The sequence below is a fragment of the Kitasatospora sp. NBC_00240 genome, from assembly GCF_026342405.1.
In the GTDB taxonomy this organism is placed as follows: domain Bacteria; phylum Actinomycetota; class Actinomycetes; order Streptomycetales; family Streptomycetaceae; genus Kitasatospora.
Window position 1 is genome coordinate 8,305,775 of sequence record NZ_JAPEMU010000001.1, and the last position, 13,972, is coordinate 8,319,746.

Genomic DNA, 13,972 nt, shown 5'->3' on the forward strand with positions numbered 1-13,972 from the left:
GGGATGGCCGACGCGGTGCAGAACTGCACTGCGGCCTCGCCCGAGGTGACGACGCATCTGAACGGCTGCGACGTCTGTTCCCAGGCCGAGAACGACCTACGGCTCATGCGCAGCTGGAGCGCCGGCGCCCTGCGGGAGCGCATATCCCCGAGGTGGGCGGCCTCGACAGGAGCGGGGCCCCAGCCACGGAAGGGCTCGGAGAGGTGCCCGGTTCGCCTGCCGGTGCCGACCGGGCTGCCTTCCCGGCGGACGCGACCCACGGCGCGCACCCTTGCACCCTCGCCGCCGTCACCGTACTCGTCCCCGAACCGGGGCGCCGGACTCGGCCTCAGCACCACCGGCGACCCGTCGGGCGCTCGCACCGCCGGGCCGCCGGCGGAACCGCGAGCGCCGGGGCGCTCGCCCTGGCCGTCGGCCTGGCGCTGGCCCCGCAGCCGGCGCCGACCGGCAGGGCCCCGGCCCCGGTGCCGTCGACCATCCCCGAACAGCAGCCCACCGGGCCGTCCGTCCCACCGGCGGCACCCCCGGAGCGGCCGGGAGTCACGGTGTCGCCGACACCAACGGCCACGCCACCCAAGCCTGTGACGCCCGCACCCCCCGTTCCCACCCGGCCGCCGGCGCCGCCGAGCCCCACCACCAGCCCGAGGGTCACCGCAATTCCACCGGCACCGCGGCCCCCGAGCGCCTCGCCCAGCGCCACGTTCCCCGGCATCCGGGTGCTTCAGCTCGGGGACGAGGGTCTGGACGTCACGGTGATGCATTTCCAACTGCTGGCCAGGACGGCCTGCGGTCCGGCCCACGCGTCCTTCACCCCGGGTCGGTTCGCCGCCGCCGCTACCCTCCTGCAAGCCTTCCGGCAGGAGGCCGGCATCCGGGGCGACGAGCGCGACCACCTCCGCTACGGCCCACTGACCAGGGAGGCACTCCGAAGCGGGAAGCCGGGCCGAAGCTGCTGACCCCAAGAGTGCCTGGGTGCGGGCGAACGGCCTGGTCCCGGTCGCGTTGCCGCTGTGTGTGGTCGCCCCGCCCGACTGCGGAACGGGGGACGGGTGCGCGTGCGGCACGCGGGCCGGGACGTCGGGGGTCAGGGGGCGGGGGTCTCCTGCTCCGCCTCGACCTGGGCGTTCCACTCGCGCTTGGAGGACTGCCAGCCGTCCTCGTTGTGGCCGAGCCGCCAGTAGCCGGAGACGGAGAGGTCCTCGCGGGGGACCCCGAGGTCCACCCGCAGGAACGCGCGCAAGTCCTTGACGAAGCCGGCCTCGCCGTGGACGAAGGCGTGCACCCGACCCTCGGGGATCTCCAGCGCGCGGACGGTCTCGACGAGCAGCTCGCCGACGGGCCGGTCCCCGCGGTGCAGCCAGACGACCTCGGCGGCGGAGCCGAACTTCTGCTCCTCCTCGGGGCCGGTGACCTCGACGAAGGCGCGGACGAGGGTGTCGGCGGGCAGGGCCTCCAGGGCGGCCGCGATGGCCGGCAGTGCGCTCTCGTCGCCGGCCAGCAGGTGCCAGTCGGCGGTGGTGTCGGGCGCGTAGCCGCCGCCGGGGCCCATGAAGCGGACGGTCTCGCCCGGCCGGGCGCGCGCCGCCCACGGCCCGGCCAGGCCCTCGTCGCCGTGGACGACGAAGTCGAGGGTGAGCTCACGCAGTTCGGGGTTCCAGGCGCGCACGGTGTACGTCCGTGTCACGGGCCACTGCTCGCGGGGGAACTCCTCGCGGATCCGCTCCAGGTCGAAGGGCTCGGGGTAGGACACGCCCTCGGCGCCGAACAGGATCTTCACGTAGTGGTCGGTGGAGGTGCCCGCGGTGAATTCGGCGAGACCGTCCCCTCCGAGCACCACGCGCTGCATGTGGGGCGTCAGCCGCTCGGTGCGGACGACGTGTGCGGTGTGCGGCTTCCGGGGCCTACGGGCCGGACGCTCTGCCATGGGCTGGTACTCCTCATGTCGTGTACTGAGGCTCGCAACGTAACACTCGCCGCACAGCCCCCCGGGCGCACCCGGGCCTGTGCCGGGACGGACGAACCGGCGGCCCGGGCCGGGCCTTCGCCGGCGGTCGCCGAGGGCAACGGCCGCCGCGGGAGCGGACGGCGCTCGGAGCCCGCTCGCCGACGAAGACGCCCGACCGGGCCGCCCGGTCGACGCAGGGCGGCCCCACCTGCACCGATGCCGTTCACGACAGGAGCGACGACCTGACCGGGGCCGGATCGGCCCGGGGGCATGTCCGGCGGCGTGTTCGCCGCCTACCGGCCGGTCGTCGGCGTCTCGACCGCGCTGCCGGTGATCCAGCGGGCCTCAACGCCTCCACCGTCGAACTCCAGTGGGTGACGGACGCGTTCGTCCTTCCCACCGCGCCGGCAGTGCGCCAACGTGTTCACCCACGTGCGCGCCCTGATGGCGGCAGTGGGCGCCGGCACCGACGACATCCTGAAGATGACCTTCCACCTGGCCGATCCCCGCGACCGGGAAGCGCTCAACCGCGAGTGGCTGGCCATGTTCCCGGACCCCGCGTGCCGGCCCGCCCGGCAGGCCGTCGCCGCACGACTCGACGGTGCGGCGAGGATCCACTGCGACCTCCTCGCCGTGCTGCCGGGGGCAGCCACCTCGTACCCACCATCGGACCCGGCCGCCTGACGCAGGAGGACCCATGCCGCAGCACCCTTCCACGCACTACGAAGCACCCGGCGCCATCAAGAGGATGCTGTTCTCGGCATGGGCGCTCCTGGACTCGCTCACCCCGGAGGCGCGGGCCCGGATGCACATCCCCCGGATGAGCGATCCCCGGCGCCTCGACTGGGACTTCATCCCCAAGCCCGACCGCACCGGCATGCCACTGAGCAAGCTCGACGGTCACCAGCGGACACTGGCCCACACCCTGTTGAAGTCCGGTCTCAGCATGCGCGGCTACAGCAGGTGCTGGCCGTGATGGCCACCGAGAACAACCTCCGGGAACTCGACGTCATCAAGCGACCCGTGCAAGCCGCCGCCCGGCCGAGGTGTCCGGTGTGCTCCCGGCCCGGCCGGGAGCACACCGGCGCCGGGCGCGGCGGTCGTCAGCGTCCGGCGGTTTCGCTCTCGACCGTGCCGATCCGCGCGCCGAGGGTTTCCAGCGCTGCCAGCGTTTGGTCGTGCTCCGTGTGCGAGACGCTGGCGGTGGCGTCGGAGACGACGGTGACCCGGTAGCCCGCCGCCACTGCGGACCGCGCGGTGGCGGCGACCCCGTGGGCGGTGGAGAGTCCGGCCAGGACCAGGTCGGTGACGCCGAGGCGGTCGAGGCCCTCCCGCAGTCCGGTGCCTTCGAACGCGTCGAGCCCGTGCTTGGTGACCAGCAGGTCGTCGGGGCCGGGAGCGGCCTCCGGGTGGAGCGCGTTGGCGGGTGCGTCCGCCCCGCCGTCGCTGCCGTCGGCGTGCAGATGGCGGACGGCCACGTAGAGCGGCCCCTGCGGCGAGGCGTCCGCACCCGCTCCGGTGAGGGCCGCCCGCAGCCGGGCCGCGGCTTCGAGCACCGCGGCGCCGTCACGCGGTGCCCAGGGCATCCCGGTGATCCAGTGCTGGAGGTCGACGAGGACAAGAGCGGTACGGCCTGCGGTCATGAGGTCTCTCCCAGCCCTGCGTACGGCCCTGTCCGTGCCTGCCGCCCCGACGGTGCGGCGGCCGACATGCCGTACGAACATTTCTTCCGAACATCCGGTGGAAGCATTCTAGGCAGAATCGATCAAGGAACTCCCGGCCTGGTCCGGTTGCGGCCGGACCAGGCCGGGGCGCCGTCACCCGACGCCCCCGGCCCGGTTGGTGCGTGGGCCGCCGGAGTGCATGGCGGCCGCGACGTTCGCCGGCGCCCACCCGCCCTGCGGTGTACCGCAATTGACGGGCTGGCCGATCGAGCCGGTTCCGAGGTCAGAGCAGACCGAGGTGGTCCAGTGCGAGGTACGCCGCCTCCACGTCGGTCATCCGGCCCCTGCGCAGTACGGTGGACCGGAAGGTGTCGAGGGGCAGCAGGACGATCTCGATGAACTCGGTGCGCTCGGGGGTCGGGTCGGCGACCTTGACGCAGTCGGTGGCGGCGAAAACGTGGCGCCGGACGTTGGAGTAGGCGTCGTCCCAGCAGGTGGTGACGGCCTGGACGGTGCCCCGGTGGCCGGTCTCCTGCAGGAGTTCGGCGGCGGCGGTGTCGGCAGGGTCGTCGCCGGGATCCACGAAACCGCCGGGCAGTTCGTCCAGGAAGGCGGCCGGCCCGGGGCGGAACTGGCGGGCGAGGATCACCTGCCGGTCGGGGGTGAGGGCGAGAACGGCGGCGGAGGATCGCTCGTTCTTGAGGTAGAAGTCGTTCCTGGTGGCGTCGGGGAGTTCGAAGGTCACCCGGTCGATGCCGCGTCCGTACTTGCTGAAGACCTTGCGGCGCTCGATCTCGTGCCAGCCTGCGGTGTCTGTCATGGCGCTGCACCATACGACATCTGACTGTGCGTCATGCGTGGTCGAAGCTCCGCACAGCCTCCTTGTCGAGCAGGCGCACTCCGACGGTGCCGAGGGGCCTCGGCACCCCGCCGCCGGTCGCCGCCGGCCCTGGCCGTTCCTGGGCCGCCGGGCCGCTCGGGACGGGGTGGGCCGCCCGCCGGCGGCGCCGATGCCGGTCCGCCGGGTGGGTGGTGCAGGGCCGGACGCCGGGGTCGTACGATCCCCAGCATGGTTCATGACCTGAGCAACCCCGACGATGTCTTCCTGGCGTTCTGGCGTGAGCGCCTCCTCTCCACCCTGACCACCACGCGTCCCGACGGCACACCGCATGTGGTGCCGGTCGGTGTCACCTACGACCCGGAGGCCGGGCTGGCCCGGGTGATCACCAATCGGGCCAGCCGCAAGGCCCGGAACGTTCAGGAAGCCGGCCCGGACGGGATGCGGGTGGCGCTCTGCCAGGTGGACTGGGCGCGCTGGTCCACGCTGGAGGGCGTCGCGGTGGTGCGCGAGGATCCGGAGGCCGTCGCCGAGGCCGTCCGCCGCTATGCCGAGCGCTACCGCCAGCCGCGGGTGAACCCCGACCGGGTCGTCATCGAGATCACCGTCGACAAGGTGCTGGGGCGGGCCTCCGTCCTTCGTGCGGCAGGCATGGCCTGACCGTCGGCTGTGAGGTGAGGGAGGGGAGCGAGGAGTGGTGAGCCCGGAGGCGGGTCCGGGGTGCGGTGTCGGGGTCGACGGGCGATGGCGGGTCCGCCCGCTGGGCCGGGCCTTCTGGTTCTGTGCTCCGGCTCTCGGGGTTCCCGGTCCGGGATTTCGGGTCGGGGAGCAGCGAGGCGGGTGACGGGAGGGGCCTGCGGTTGTTTAGTGGGTGTTGATCGCAGCGGTCTAACGTCGCGTCAGCTCTCGCTTCGGGAGCGCCGGCCCGCCTTGCGGGCCGGGCCGTCCGACCCGCCCCGCAGAATCGAGACGCCCGGCCATGAGCCAGCCATCGACCGAGACCCCGCCGGCAGACCTCCTGTCGGACCGCGACGCCGCCAACTTCCGCACTCTGCTGTCAGGCCTGGAGCGCTCCCTGGAGGCGGATCGGCGCACTGCCGCCGGCCGCGCGACGGACGGGTCGGGCTCAGGTGAATGACTGTCTGCCGGTCTCGACCATGGTGCTGGTCGTGCCGTTGTGGGACCGCGCCGCCGGCGTGGGCACCCTCGGGGCGACCTACGCCCTCACTCCTTCTCTTCCCGCGGGCACACCGGTCGCAGGCGCGGCCAGCGGTGGTCCGGCGGCGGTGGACCTGGGTGCTTCGGCCGGGCCGGCAACGCGCCTGTCGGTCGACCAGGTGTCGACGACGTAAGCCCTGGTGACGGCCGTGGCGCGGGCCCCGGGGTGGCCCCGACGGCCGGCCGGCCGGAGCGGGCCGGCACGACGGGGCGGGTCGGTGGCGAGGCCCGCGCGGAGGGTGGTCCGGCGCCCTGGGCGCTGCCCTGCCCGCCGCCCGGTGGGGCGCCCGGCAGGCCGAGGTGCGGATCGGGCGGTACGCCCGGCGGGGTGGCCGGTTCGGTGGGGTGGGCGAAGGCCATCATGGCGACGGTGATCCGGGGAACGGCATGGGCGAGCAGCAGCATGATCGTCGCGGCGGTCCGCCGCAGGGGCATCCTTGACATGCCGATCACGCTAGGCGGGTCCTTTCGGCCTGGCATCCCTCCGGAGACGGACCGGCGGTCCGCCCGCAGGCAGAGACCCGGCGTCAGGTGTTCACCGGATCCGGTGGTTTGCGATCGACACTCGAATGCCCGCACGAGGAGGCGCCTCCTTCGCAAGGCGGACATCGGTGTGAACTCCGGGTGCTTACGCCTCCGCTCCGCTTTTCGTTCGCCCCGGTCGTTCGGGCCGCCCGCTCAGGTGTCGGTCGGTGTCGGTCGGTGTCGCCGAGCAGCGCGACCCGGAAGGACGTGGCGTGCGACTGGGAGCCCGCCCGTCGTGCCCTTGTTCTCCCGCTGCCCTGCTGCCAGTCTTGAGCTCGAACAGAGTGGGGCGATGCCAACGCACAATTCGCTTGGGGGGTAGGGAAAATGGCGCAGCAACAGCCGGCAAATCTCGGTGTCTGGCGGGCACTTGTCCTGATCGGGGCCGTCGGGGTCGCGATCGGGCTGATCGGCAAGGTTCCGCTGCTGGGCCTGGTGGCGGGGCCGGTGGCGATCGTCGGGGTGATCGGTCTTTCGCTCGCACGGCGCAACCAGTAGGGGCGACGCCGCGGAAGGGGCCCGGTCGCAGGACAAGCACCTGCGGCCGGGAGCGGCGAACATGACATAGCGTCAGAGAGTCAGCGCCACTGGATGTCGGCGGGCGTGTCGAGCGGCCGCCGGTCCGCCAGGGCCTCGGGTGCGGCAAGGGTGTCGGCCTTGCGCAGGGCGACCGGGAACCGCAGGTGGGTCCGCTCCTCCAGCTCGCCCAGGTTGATCTGGAAGACCCGGAACTCGTCCAGGTCCAGCGCCTCCAGCTGGTCGAGGTTCTGGGTCAGCAGGAACGCCTTGGCCCTGAGCGCGCCCTGGTCCGCGAAGGCGATCACCTTCCAGAACTCCCGGGGGATCCGGATGCCCCGGTAGACCCGGTCGTCGTCCTGGTAGACCGGTCCGCCGAACACGCTGATCCGCAGGTCGTCGACGTCGACCTCGGCGAACAGGGCGTCCTCCAGGCGTCCCCACAGCCCGTTCTGGGAGCTCTGGTTGAAGTCGTCCATCTGGGGTGTGATGTTGGTGTAGAAGAACGAGTCCACATTGGCCCGCTGGGCCTCGTCGGGGCTGCCCCAGAGCAGGTCGGCCCGGCGCGCGATGTGGCCCCGGTCGAGCCGGTTGTTCCGGTACAGCTCGTTGCCCACCTGGACGTCGCCGGGCAGCCGGGGGTCGGTGCGGAAGTCGATGCCGCTGCGGGTGAGGTTCTTGAGGGAGCCGCCGTCGACGTTCCAGGCGACCCAGAGGGCGAACCGCCGGGACTCGCTCTGGGCGAGCGAGTAGTGCGTGTAGGGGATCACCTCGGAGCCGTCGAGCCGGAAGGCGTCGTGCTTGATCTTCTCGTGGAGTTCCGGCGTTTCGATCCGCAGCTGGGCCCCGAGGAAGTCGGGGTTGTAGCCGCCGACCGCCGCCTCCAGGGCTTCGGCGCTGGGCCGGTCCAGGCTGATTCCGAGCTTCTCGAAGACCGAGCTCGGTAGGCAGGCCAACGCGTGCTCGTCGGGGTTGCCCGCGGTCTCCCCGCTGAAGTGCAGTCCCGCGACGACGCCGGTCGCGTTGCCGTCGGGGCCGGTGAACATCCAGGCCGCGCCGGAGTCGCCGCTGCTGCTCACCTCGCCGTCGTCCGGGAGGTGTGCGGGGTCGAGGGCGATCTCGAAGCAGCCGATCAGCTGTTCGCCGACGCCGTCGTAGTGGATCTTGGCGATGGTGTCCACCCGGCGGACGACGCCGTGGGTCACGCCGGTCGTCCGGCCGCTCTTGACCACTCTGTCGCCGAGCTGCGGGTCGCCCAACGCGGTCGGTGCGACGCCGAGTTCGAGGATGGTGGGGTCGAAGCGGCGGTCCTTGACGGCGGCCACCGCGCAGTCGCCGGCCGTGCCCAGGTGGGAGCGGACCAGGGGGCCGAGGCGGTTCTGGGTGACGCGGTTGTCGTCGCGGGTGCCCGGCTGCACGGTGGTGTCGCCCAGGGCGCCCTCCGCTCCGTGCAGCACATGCCAGTTGCTCAGGACGTAGGGGGTACCGTCGGCGCGGTCGAACACCACGAGGCCGATGGTGCCGGTCGCCCGGTGGGTGTTGCCGACGCTGGCGCCCGGGACGACCGGGTCGAGGCGCTGTTTGCGGACGGGGCTCTCGCTCTCGGCGACCACCCGGAAGTCGGGGGCGAAGGTGCGCTCGAGGACCTGGGTCGGCACCTCGACACCGTCCACGGTCACGGACTCGGGTACGGCGGTGGTCCCCAGTGCTTCGAGTTCGTCGGGCCCCACCTTCTTGTCCACGGTGAACTGCAGCGCGATCTCCTGGGTCCCCGGGGTGCTGGTCGTCCGGTAGCCCACGCCGATCGAGGAGATGTTCGGGTCCTGGAGGTAGTCCGGTCCGCGGGTGCGGACGAACTGGCGTAGCGAGGTGATGAGTTGCTCCCGCTCGGCGGTGTAGGCGGGGGCGGCGTAGGTCGGGGGTGAGGCGTTGGCGCCGGGCATGGCGATCTTCCCTTCGTGAGGTCGGCGGCCCGTGCGGGCGGCGGCCCGCGCTGCGCGCCTCCGGAGGGGAGTCGCCCGCGCGGGCGGCCGTCGGGCCGCGAGCGGGCCCCGCCCGGGCGCTCAGGTGGGCGTCCGCACCCGCGGTTCCCGGTGGCGCAGGGTGCCTGCGCCGGGCTTGGCCGAGTCGGTGATCTTGAGCTTCCAGCTGCCGGTGGCGCCGTCGCCGGTCGGCGGCGCGAGTGCCGACGGCGACCGGGAGTCCGGCTTGAGCAGCAGGTTCTTGGTATTGCCGCCCGCGCGGTAGTGGAGCACGGCGCGACGGCCGGAAGGTGTCATACGCACCACCCGTCGTCGCCGATGCTGGCCAGGGCCACATCACCGCCGTACTGCCGGGTGAAGGTGAGGATCTCACCGAAGACGGCACTCATGGCAGAACCCCTCCCGGAGATTCGGCGAGCGCGGAGGGCTCGGCCCCAGTCTGGTCCGGGACGCGGGACGGCCCAAGGGTAGAAACACCCACAGGCCGCGGGGCACAGCTGCCCCTTTGCCTGTTCTTTGCGAAGTGTTTGCCGGTCGGGACGGGCCCCGACGGGCCGCAGGGCCGTGAAGGGCGAAGACTGGGAGGTGCGAAGGTCCGGGGCCCCGTGCCGGTACGGCGTGCGGAGGGCCGGGCGGTCACGCTACCGAGGGCCAGCCATGAGTGCCGAGGTGAGACGGGTCGCCGTAGTCGGTGACTGCCCGCTGTTCCGGCGCGGGCTGGCCCAGGTGATCGAGTCCGCCACCGACCTGGCCCTGGTGGTGGCCGCGGGGTCGGTCGAGGAGGTGGAGCGCAGGCTGCAGGGCGGCGACGTGGTCCTCGTCGACGTGCAGTTACGGCCCGCCGACCTGTCCGCGGCGGTGTACCGGCTGGCCGGCCGGGGCGCCGAGGTGCTGGTGCTCTGCTCCCCGTCGCAGCACGACATCGTGCCGCCGATGGAGGCCGGTGCCCGTGGCTGCCTGAGCAGGCAGGCCGGCGAGCTGGAGCTGCTGGCCGCGATCAGGCTGGTCGCCTCGGGCTGCGGGTACGTGTCGGCCGCCCTCGCGGTGCGCCGCTGGGCGGAGCCGGAGTGCCGCGTCACCGACCGTGAGCGGCAGATCCTGGAGCTGGTCGCGAACGGCGAGACGGACCACGGGATCGCGGAGCGGCTGGGGATCAGCGAGCACACCGTGCACTCGCACCTGGACCGGCTGCGGGACAAGATCGGCTCCCGGCGTCGGGCCGACCTCACCCGCTTCGCGGTCGCCCACGACATCGTGCCGAACGCGTAGCGCCCGCCGCAGCCGCCGGTCGGCGCGTTGGGTGCCCGGGCCGGGAAGGCTCCGGGGAGCGCGGCCCCCGAGCGCACCTGCGGGGCCCTGGCGAGACGCCGGGGCCCGCAGGCCCGCTCGGCGCGGGTCAGTGCACCCGGCCCGCGTAGCGCTGGGTGAACCGGGTGCCGGTGCCGGCCGTCACGGTGACGTCGTAGTGGCCCTGGCGGTCCGGTGGCCGGACCAGCCTGCTCTGCTTGCCGGGCTTGACCCAGACGGTCTGCGCCGAGCCGTCGAAGTCGTTCGGCGCGGCGGTGAAGCAGATGTCCGTCATCCCGTCGTTGGCCAACTGCAGTGTCAGACGGGCGGAGTTGCTGGGATCGGCGGTCACGATGGGCACGCCGACGTCGTTGTGGCCCTCCTGGCCGTCCCGGATCACCGTGCCGGCGAAGCGGCGGACGAAGCCGTCCGGGCCGTGCACGGTGAAGTCGTAGCGTCCGTTCGTCCTCGCGGCGTCCCAGGTGCAGGTGCGGGACGCTCCGGGCGTGACGGTGAACGGGGTGCCGGCGAACGGGAGGACGATGTTCGGGTACACGGTGTAGGGGTAGCCCACCGTGCCGTCGTTGTGAGGTCGCCGCGTCGGGCGAGCACGGCTGGTTGACGCCGACCTGGCCGGGCCGGCGTCGGGCGGGGGCGCCGGGCGCGGGGCGGGTGTACCGGGTCGGACGGGTCGGGAGGGTGGTGCGCAGTTGGCTGTACAACTGGGCGCCTTCATTCATCCGAAGTCCGGCGGCCGGAGCATGAACGACGTATGACAGGACGTCGGGACCAGCGGGAACTCCCGTCGACCGCGACGCCTTCGATCGTGACGCCCGCAACCGCGACGCCCGCAACCGCGACGCCCTCGACCGCGACGCCCTCGACCGGCGAACCGACAGCCGGGCGAGCCGCCGGTGGGCCCCGGCGCGCGGCCCGGTGATCCTGCGGCGGAGACGGAGCGGCCTACGATCGTCCTACCGCCCGGGGTGGGCCCGCCGATCCCGGCGGGGCCGCCCCTGATGTCCAACTGTCCCCCTGAGCAAGGAGATCCCCGCGTGCGCAGATCATCGACGGAACAGGTCCGGCCGCTCCCCGAGGGCTCGGCGCTGTCCCTCTGGTCGAAGGATTCGCTGCTGTCCGTCGGGTCGGTGGGCTCGGTGCTGTCCATCGGCTCGGTCGGGTCGGTGTTGTCGATCGGGTCCGTCGGCTCCGCCCTCTCGGTGCTCTCGGTGGGCTCCTGGGCGAGTACGGGCTCGTTGCTCTCCGCGCGTTCCCGCTGGTCCGTGATGTCGTGGCGGTCCAGCGCCGGGGTGCTCTCCGCCGGCGCCGTGGCGGCGGCCGCGGCCGTCCTGCTGCTCCGGAGCCGGCGTCCGGCGGAATGAATCCCCCCTGGCCTGAGCCAGGGACCTGCGACCACGGCCCCCGTCGGATCATCCGACGGGGGCCGGCCCGTGGGGCGGGCCCGGGCGAGCTGACCGTCCGGAAGATCAGCTGCTACCAACGCGCCGACGCCGACACGGATTTACCTGGATCGAGTGAGGCCTACCGGGACACGCCGAGCGGTCCGCCGGCCCGCTGACAGGATCGTGCCGCACCGACCGTCCCACCTCTGCGAGCAGAGTGCCGACCGGCACCTCCGGCACCCCGTTACGCCCTGAACCGGCTCCGGACGCGGCCCGACCACGCCTGGTGCGCCGGCTGTCCGGGCTGCCCGCGCGCCGTCCCGCCTCCGCATCGAACCCCGGCTCCGCCGCAGCCGTGGCCGCCCCGTCGGCCGTGCCGCCGCGGACCCTTCCGCCGACCCCGAGGAGTCCCCGTGTCCGAGCAGAACGTGCACCAGCCCCAGCAGCAGCACCAGCCACAACAGCAGCCGACGGACGACGACCGGCCCGGCGACGACCGGCCGGGTGCGGACGGCGAGCCCGGCGGCCCGCCCGACGCGGGCGTCGGGGGCACCGCCCCCGGCCGTGCGGCCGAGGTCGGGCACGCGGGGGAGGAACTCAGGTTCGTGCCGCCCGGGGACGCCCGGGAGGCCGCGGGCCGGACGCTGTCCGCCCGTGTGATGCTCCGCCGCCTGCCGCGGCTGGTCCGCCGTACCCTGGGCCTCGCCTGGCGGGTCGACCGGAGGTCCACCGCCCTGCTGCTGGTCTGCCAGGGACTCTCCGGGGTGCTGGGGGCCGTCGCCCTCTACGCCACCACCGGGGCCATCGGGGCCCTGATCGCGGCCGGTCCGGTCACCGGGCGGCTGCACCAGGCCGGCCCGTCGGTGGCCCTGCTCGCCGTCTCCAGCGCCGTCCGGGCGCTGCTGGGCGCGGTCGTCGCGGGCCTGTCCGAACGGCTCTCGCCGCGGATCGGACGGGAGGCGGAGCTGGAACTGCTGACCGTGGCGACCGCCGCCGAGCTCGCCGCGTACGACAACCCGGGGTACAACGACCGCTGGGACGCGGCGGACCGGGGCGCCGAGACCGCCCGGGACCTGCTCGGCGACGCGCAGAACATCATCGCGTCCACGGTCTCGCTCGCGGCCGCCGCCGGGGTGCTCGCCACCCTGCACCCGCTGCTGCTGCCCTTCCTGCTGCTGGCCTCGCTGCCGCAGGGCGTGGCGGCCGTACGGTGCGCGCGGATCTACTACCTGGCGATGCTGGACACCGTCGAGGACCGCCGGGTGCTCGGGCTGCTCCGCTGGTTCCTGGTCGACAAGAACACCGCGGACCAGGTGCGTTCGGACACCGTGGCCGCCCACCTGCTCGACAAGTACCGCCGGGCCGGCCACCGGATCGACCGGACCACCGACCAGGCCTCCTGGAAGTCCGCCCGGGTCACCCTGCTCGGTTCCGCCACCGCCGGGTTCGCCACCGCCCTGCTCTGGGCCGTCCTGCTGGCCCTGCTGTCCGGCGGGATGATCACCGTGGCCTCGGCCGGCACCGCGGTCTTCGCCCTGCGAACGGCCTCCAACGGCTTGCAGGGCATGGTCTCGCACGGCGCCCGGCTCTACCGCCTCGGGCTGTACCTGGACGACCTGTTCGCCTTCCTGGACGAGGCCGGCGGCCACCGGATCGAACGCGGTGACATCCGGCCCGGGCCGCCGGGGGTGGTGGAGCTGCGCGGGGTCGGCTACTCGTACCAGGACGCGGAGCGGCCGGCGCTGGCCGACATCAGCCTGACCGTCCGCCGCGGCGAGATCGTGGCCCTGATCGGGGAGAACGGGTCCGGCAAGTCCACCTTGCTGAAGCTCGTCTCGGCGCTCTACCTGCCCACCGAGGGCGTCGTCGAGTGGGACGGCGTGCCGACCGGGAGCCTCGACGCGCAAGCCGCCTGGCGCTGGACCGCCCGTGTCCCGCAGGACTTCGCCCGCTGGCCGATGACGGCCCGGGAGAACATCGAGCTGGGCCGGCCCTCCGAGCGCGGTGACGCGGCCGTCCGGGAGGCCGCGGCGCTCTGCGGCGCGGACGAGGTGCTGGGGTCGCTCCGCAACGGGCTCGACACCCTGCTCGCCCGTCAGTGGTGGGGCGGCCAGGAGCTGTCCGCCGGGCAGTGGCAGCGCTTCGCGGTCGCCCGGTCCTTCTTCCGCTCCACCCGGAGCCCCGGGCTGCTGATCCTGGACGAACCCACCTCCGCCCTCGACCCGCGGGCGGAGCACCGGATCTTCAAGAACCTGCGCGAGCTGGCGAGGGACCGGGCGGTGCTGCTGGTCACCCACAACCTGAGCAACGTGGTGGTGGCGGACCGGATCGTGGTGATGCGGGAGGGCCGGATCATCCAGCAGGGCGGCTGGGACGAACTCTCCGCCGCCCCCGGCCTGTTCAGGGAGCTCCTCGACCTCCAGCGGGACCGGTCCGTGCCCGCGCAGCGGCGGGCCGCCTCGGATTGAGGCGCTGCCGGTCGGTCTCGGTCCTCGGTCTCGGTCCTCGGTCCTCGGTCTCGGCCTCGGCCCGGACGTCGGAGGTGCCGGCCCGGACAAGGGCGCCCGGGCCGGGCGGTGCGCTGCCCGGCCCGG

At 73.4% G+C, this 13,972-nt stretch carries 15 protein-coding genes; 9 read left to right on the forward strand and 6 right to left on the reverse strand.

What is annotated here, in order from left to right:
- The first annotated feature begins 716 nt into the window (after nucleotides 1-716).
- Complete coding sequence (locus OG689_RS35375; RefSeq protein ID WP_266325201.1) at nucleotides 717-956, forward strand: hypothetical protein; 240 nt, start codon at nucleotides 717-719, stop codon at nucleotides 954-956.
- A gap of 128 nt (nucleotides 957-1,084) precedes the next feature.
- Here OG689_RS35375 and OG689_RS35380 read toward each other — a convergent pair whose 3' ends face one another.
- Complete coding sequence (locus OG689_RS35380; RefSeq protein ID WP_266325203.1) at nucleotides 1,085-1,924, reverse strand: siderophore-interacting protein; 840 nt, start codon at nucleotides 1,922-1,924, stop codon at nucleotides 1,085-1,087.
- Nucleotides 1,925-2,365: 441 nt separating this feature from the next.
- Here OG689_RS35380 and OG689_RS35385 point away from each other — a divergent pair, with 441 nt between their 5' ends.
- Nucleotides 2,366-2,629, forward strand: coding sequence for a Rid family hydrolase (locus OG689_RS35385; RefSeq protein WP_266325205.1), 264 nt, complete (start codon nucleotides 2,366-2,368; stop codon nucleotides 2,627-2,629).
- Between the two features lie 13 nt (nucleotides 2,630-2,642).
- Complete coding sequence (locus OG689_RS35390; protein ID WP_266325207.1) at nucleotides 2,643-2,921, forward strand: DUF3500 domain-containing protein; 279 nt, start codon at nucleotides 2,643-2,645, stop codon at nucleotides 2,919-2,921.
- A gap of 127 nt (nucleotides 2,922-3,048) precedes the next feature.
- On the opposite strand, the gene OG689_RS35395 is transcribed toward OG689_RS35390, so the two are convergent.
- Both OG689_RS35395 and OG689_RS35400 read right to left on the reverse strand, forming a co-directional pair.
- Nucleotides 3,049-3,588 carry a cysteine hydrolase gene (locus tag OG689_RS35395; RefSeq protein WP_266325209.1) on the reverse strand — a complete coding sequence of 180 codons (540 nt, stop codon included), beginning with the start codon at nucleotides 3,586-3,588 and terminating at the stop codon, nucleotides 3,049-3,051.
- Nucleotides 3,589-3,892: 304 nt separating this feature from the next.
- Complete coding sequence (locus tag OG689_RS35400; RefSeq protein ID WP_266325211.1) at nucleotides 3,893-4,429, reverse strand: NUDIX hydrolase; 537 nt, start codon at nucleotides 4,427-4,429, stop codon at nucleotides 3,893-3,895.
- A gap of 249 nt (nucleotides 4,430-4,678) precedes the next feature.
- Here OG689_RS35400 and OG689_RS35405 point away from each other — a divergent pair, with 249 nt between their 5' ends.
- From OG689_RS35405 to OG689_RS35415, 3 genes are all read left to right on the forward strand, one after another.
- The gene (locus OG689_RS35405; RefSeq protein WP_266325213.1) at nucleotides 4,679-5,107 is read left to right on the forward strand and encodes a PPOX class F420-dependent oxidoreductase; all 429 of its coding nucleotides are present in this window, start codon (nucleotides 4,679-4,681) and stop codon (nucleotides 5,105-5,107) included.
- A gap of 497 nt (nucleotides 5,108-5,604) precedes the next feature.
- The gene (locus OG689_RS35410; protein ID WP_266325215.1) at nucleotides 5,605-5,799 is read left to right on the forward strand and encodes a hypothetical protein; all 195 of its coding nucleotides are present in this window, start codon (nucleotides 5,605-5,607) and stop codon (nucleotides 5,797-5,799) included.
- 718 nt (nucleotides 5,800-6,517) lie between these two features.
- Complete coding sequence (locus OG689_RS35415) at nucleotides 6,518-6,688, forward strand: hypothetical protein (protein ID WP_266325218.1); 171 nt, start codon at nucleotides 6,518-6,520, stop codon at nucleotides 6,686-6,688.
- 80 nt (nucleotides 6,689-6,768) lie between these two features.
- Here OG689_RS35415 and OG689_RS35420 read toward each other — a convergent pair whose 3' ends face one another.
- Nucleotides 6,769-8,649, reverse strand: a complete 1,881-nt coding sequence (locus OG689_RS35420; RefSeq protein ID WP_266325220.1) for a DNA/RNA non-specific endonuclease — start codon at nucleotides 8,647-8,649, stop codon at nucleotides 6,769-6,771.
- Nucleotides 8,650-8,769: 120 nt separating this feature from the next.
- Nucleotides 8,770-8,985, reverse strand: coding sequence for a proprotein convertase P-domain-containing protein (locus OG689_RS35425; RefSeq protein WP_266325222.1), 216 nt, complete (start codon nucleotides 8,983-8,985; stop codon nucleotides 8,770-8,772).
- 360 nt (nucleotides 8,986-9,345) lie between these two features.
- Here OG689_RS35425 and OG689_RS35430 point away from each other — a divergent pair, with 360 nt between their 5' ends.
- Nucleotides 9,346-9,957, forward strand: a complete 612-nt coding sequence (locus OG689_RS35430; RefSeq protein WP_266325223.1) for a response regulator transcription factor — start codon at nucleotides 9,346-9,348, stop codon at nucleotides 9,955-9,957.
- 127 nt (nucleotides 9,958-10,084) lie between these two features.
- Here the strand turns inward: OG689_RS35430 and OG689_RS35435 are convergent, their stop codons facing one another.
- A complete protein-coding gene (locus OG689_RS35435) occupies nucleotides 10,085-10,711 on the reverse strand; it encodes a phospholipase domain-containing protein (protein WP_266325224.1) in 627 nt (208 codons plus the stop codon).
- Nucleotides 10,712-11,030: 319 nt separating this feature from the next.
- Here OG689_RS35435 and OG689_RS35440 point away from each other — a divergent pair, with 319 nt between their 5' ends.
- Together OG689_RS35440 and OG689_RS35445 are read left to right on the forward strand one after the other, a co-directional pair.
- Nucleotides 11,031-11,357: a hypothetical protein gene (locus tag OG689_RS35440; protein ID WP_266325226.1), complete on the forward strand. Its 327-nt coding sequence runs from the start codon at nucleotides 11,031-11,033 to the stop codon at nucleotides 11,355-11,357.
- 434 nt (nucleotides 11,358-11,791) lie between these two features.
- Nucleotides 11,792-13,846, forward strand: coding sequence for an ABC transporter ATP-binding protein (locus OG689_RS35445; protein WP_266325228.1), 2,055 nt, complete (start codon nucleotides 11,792-11,794; stop codon nucleotides 13,844-13,846).
- Nucleotides 13,847-13,972: the final 126 nt, after the last annotated feature.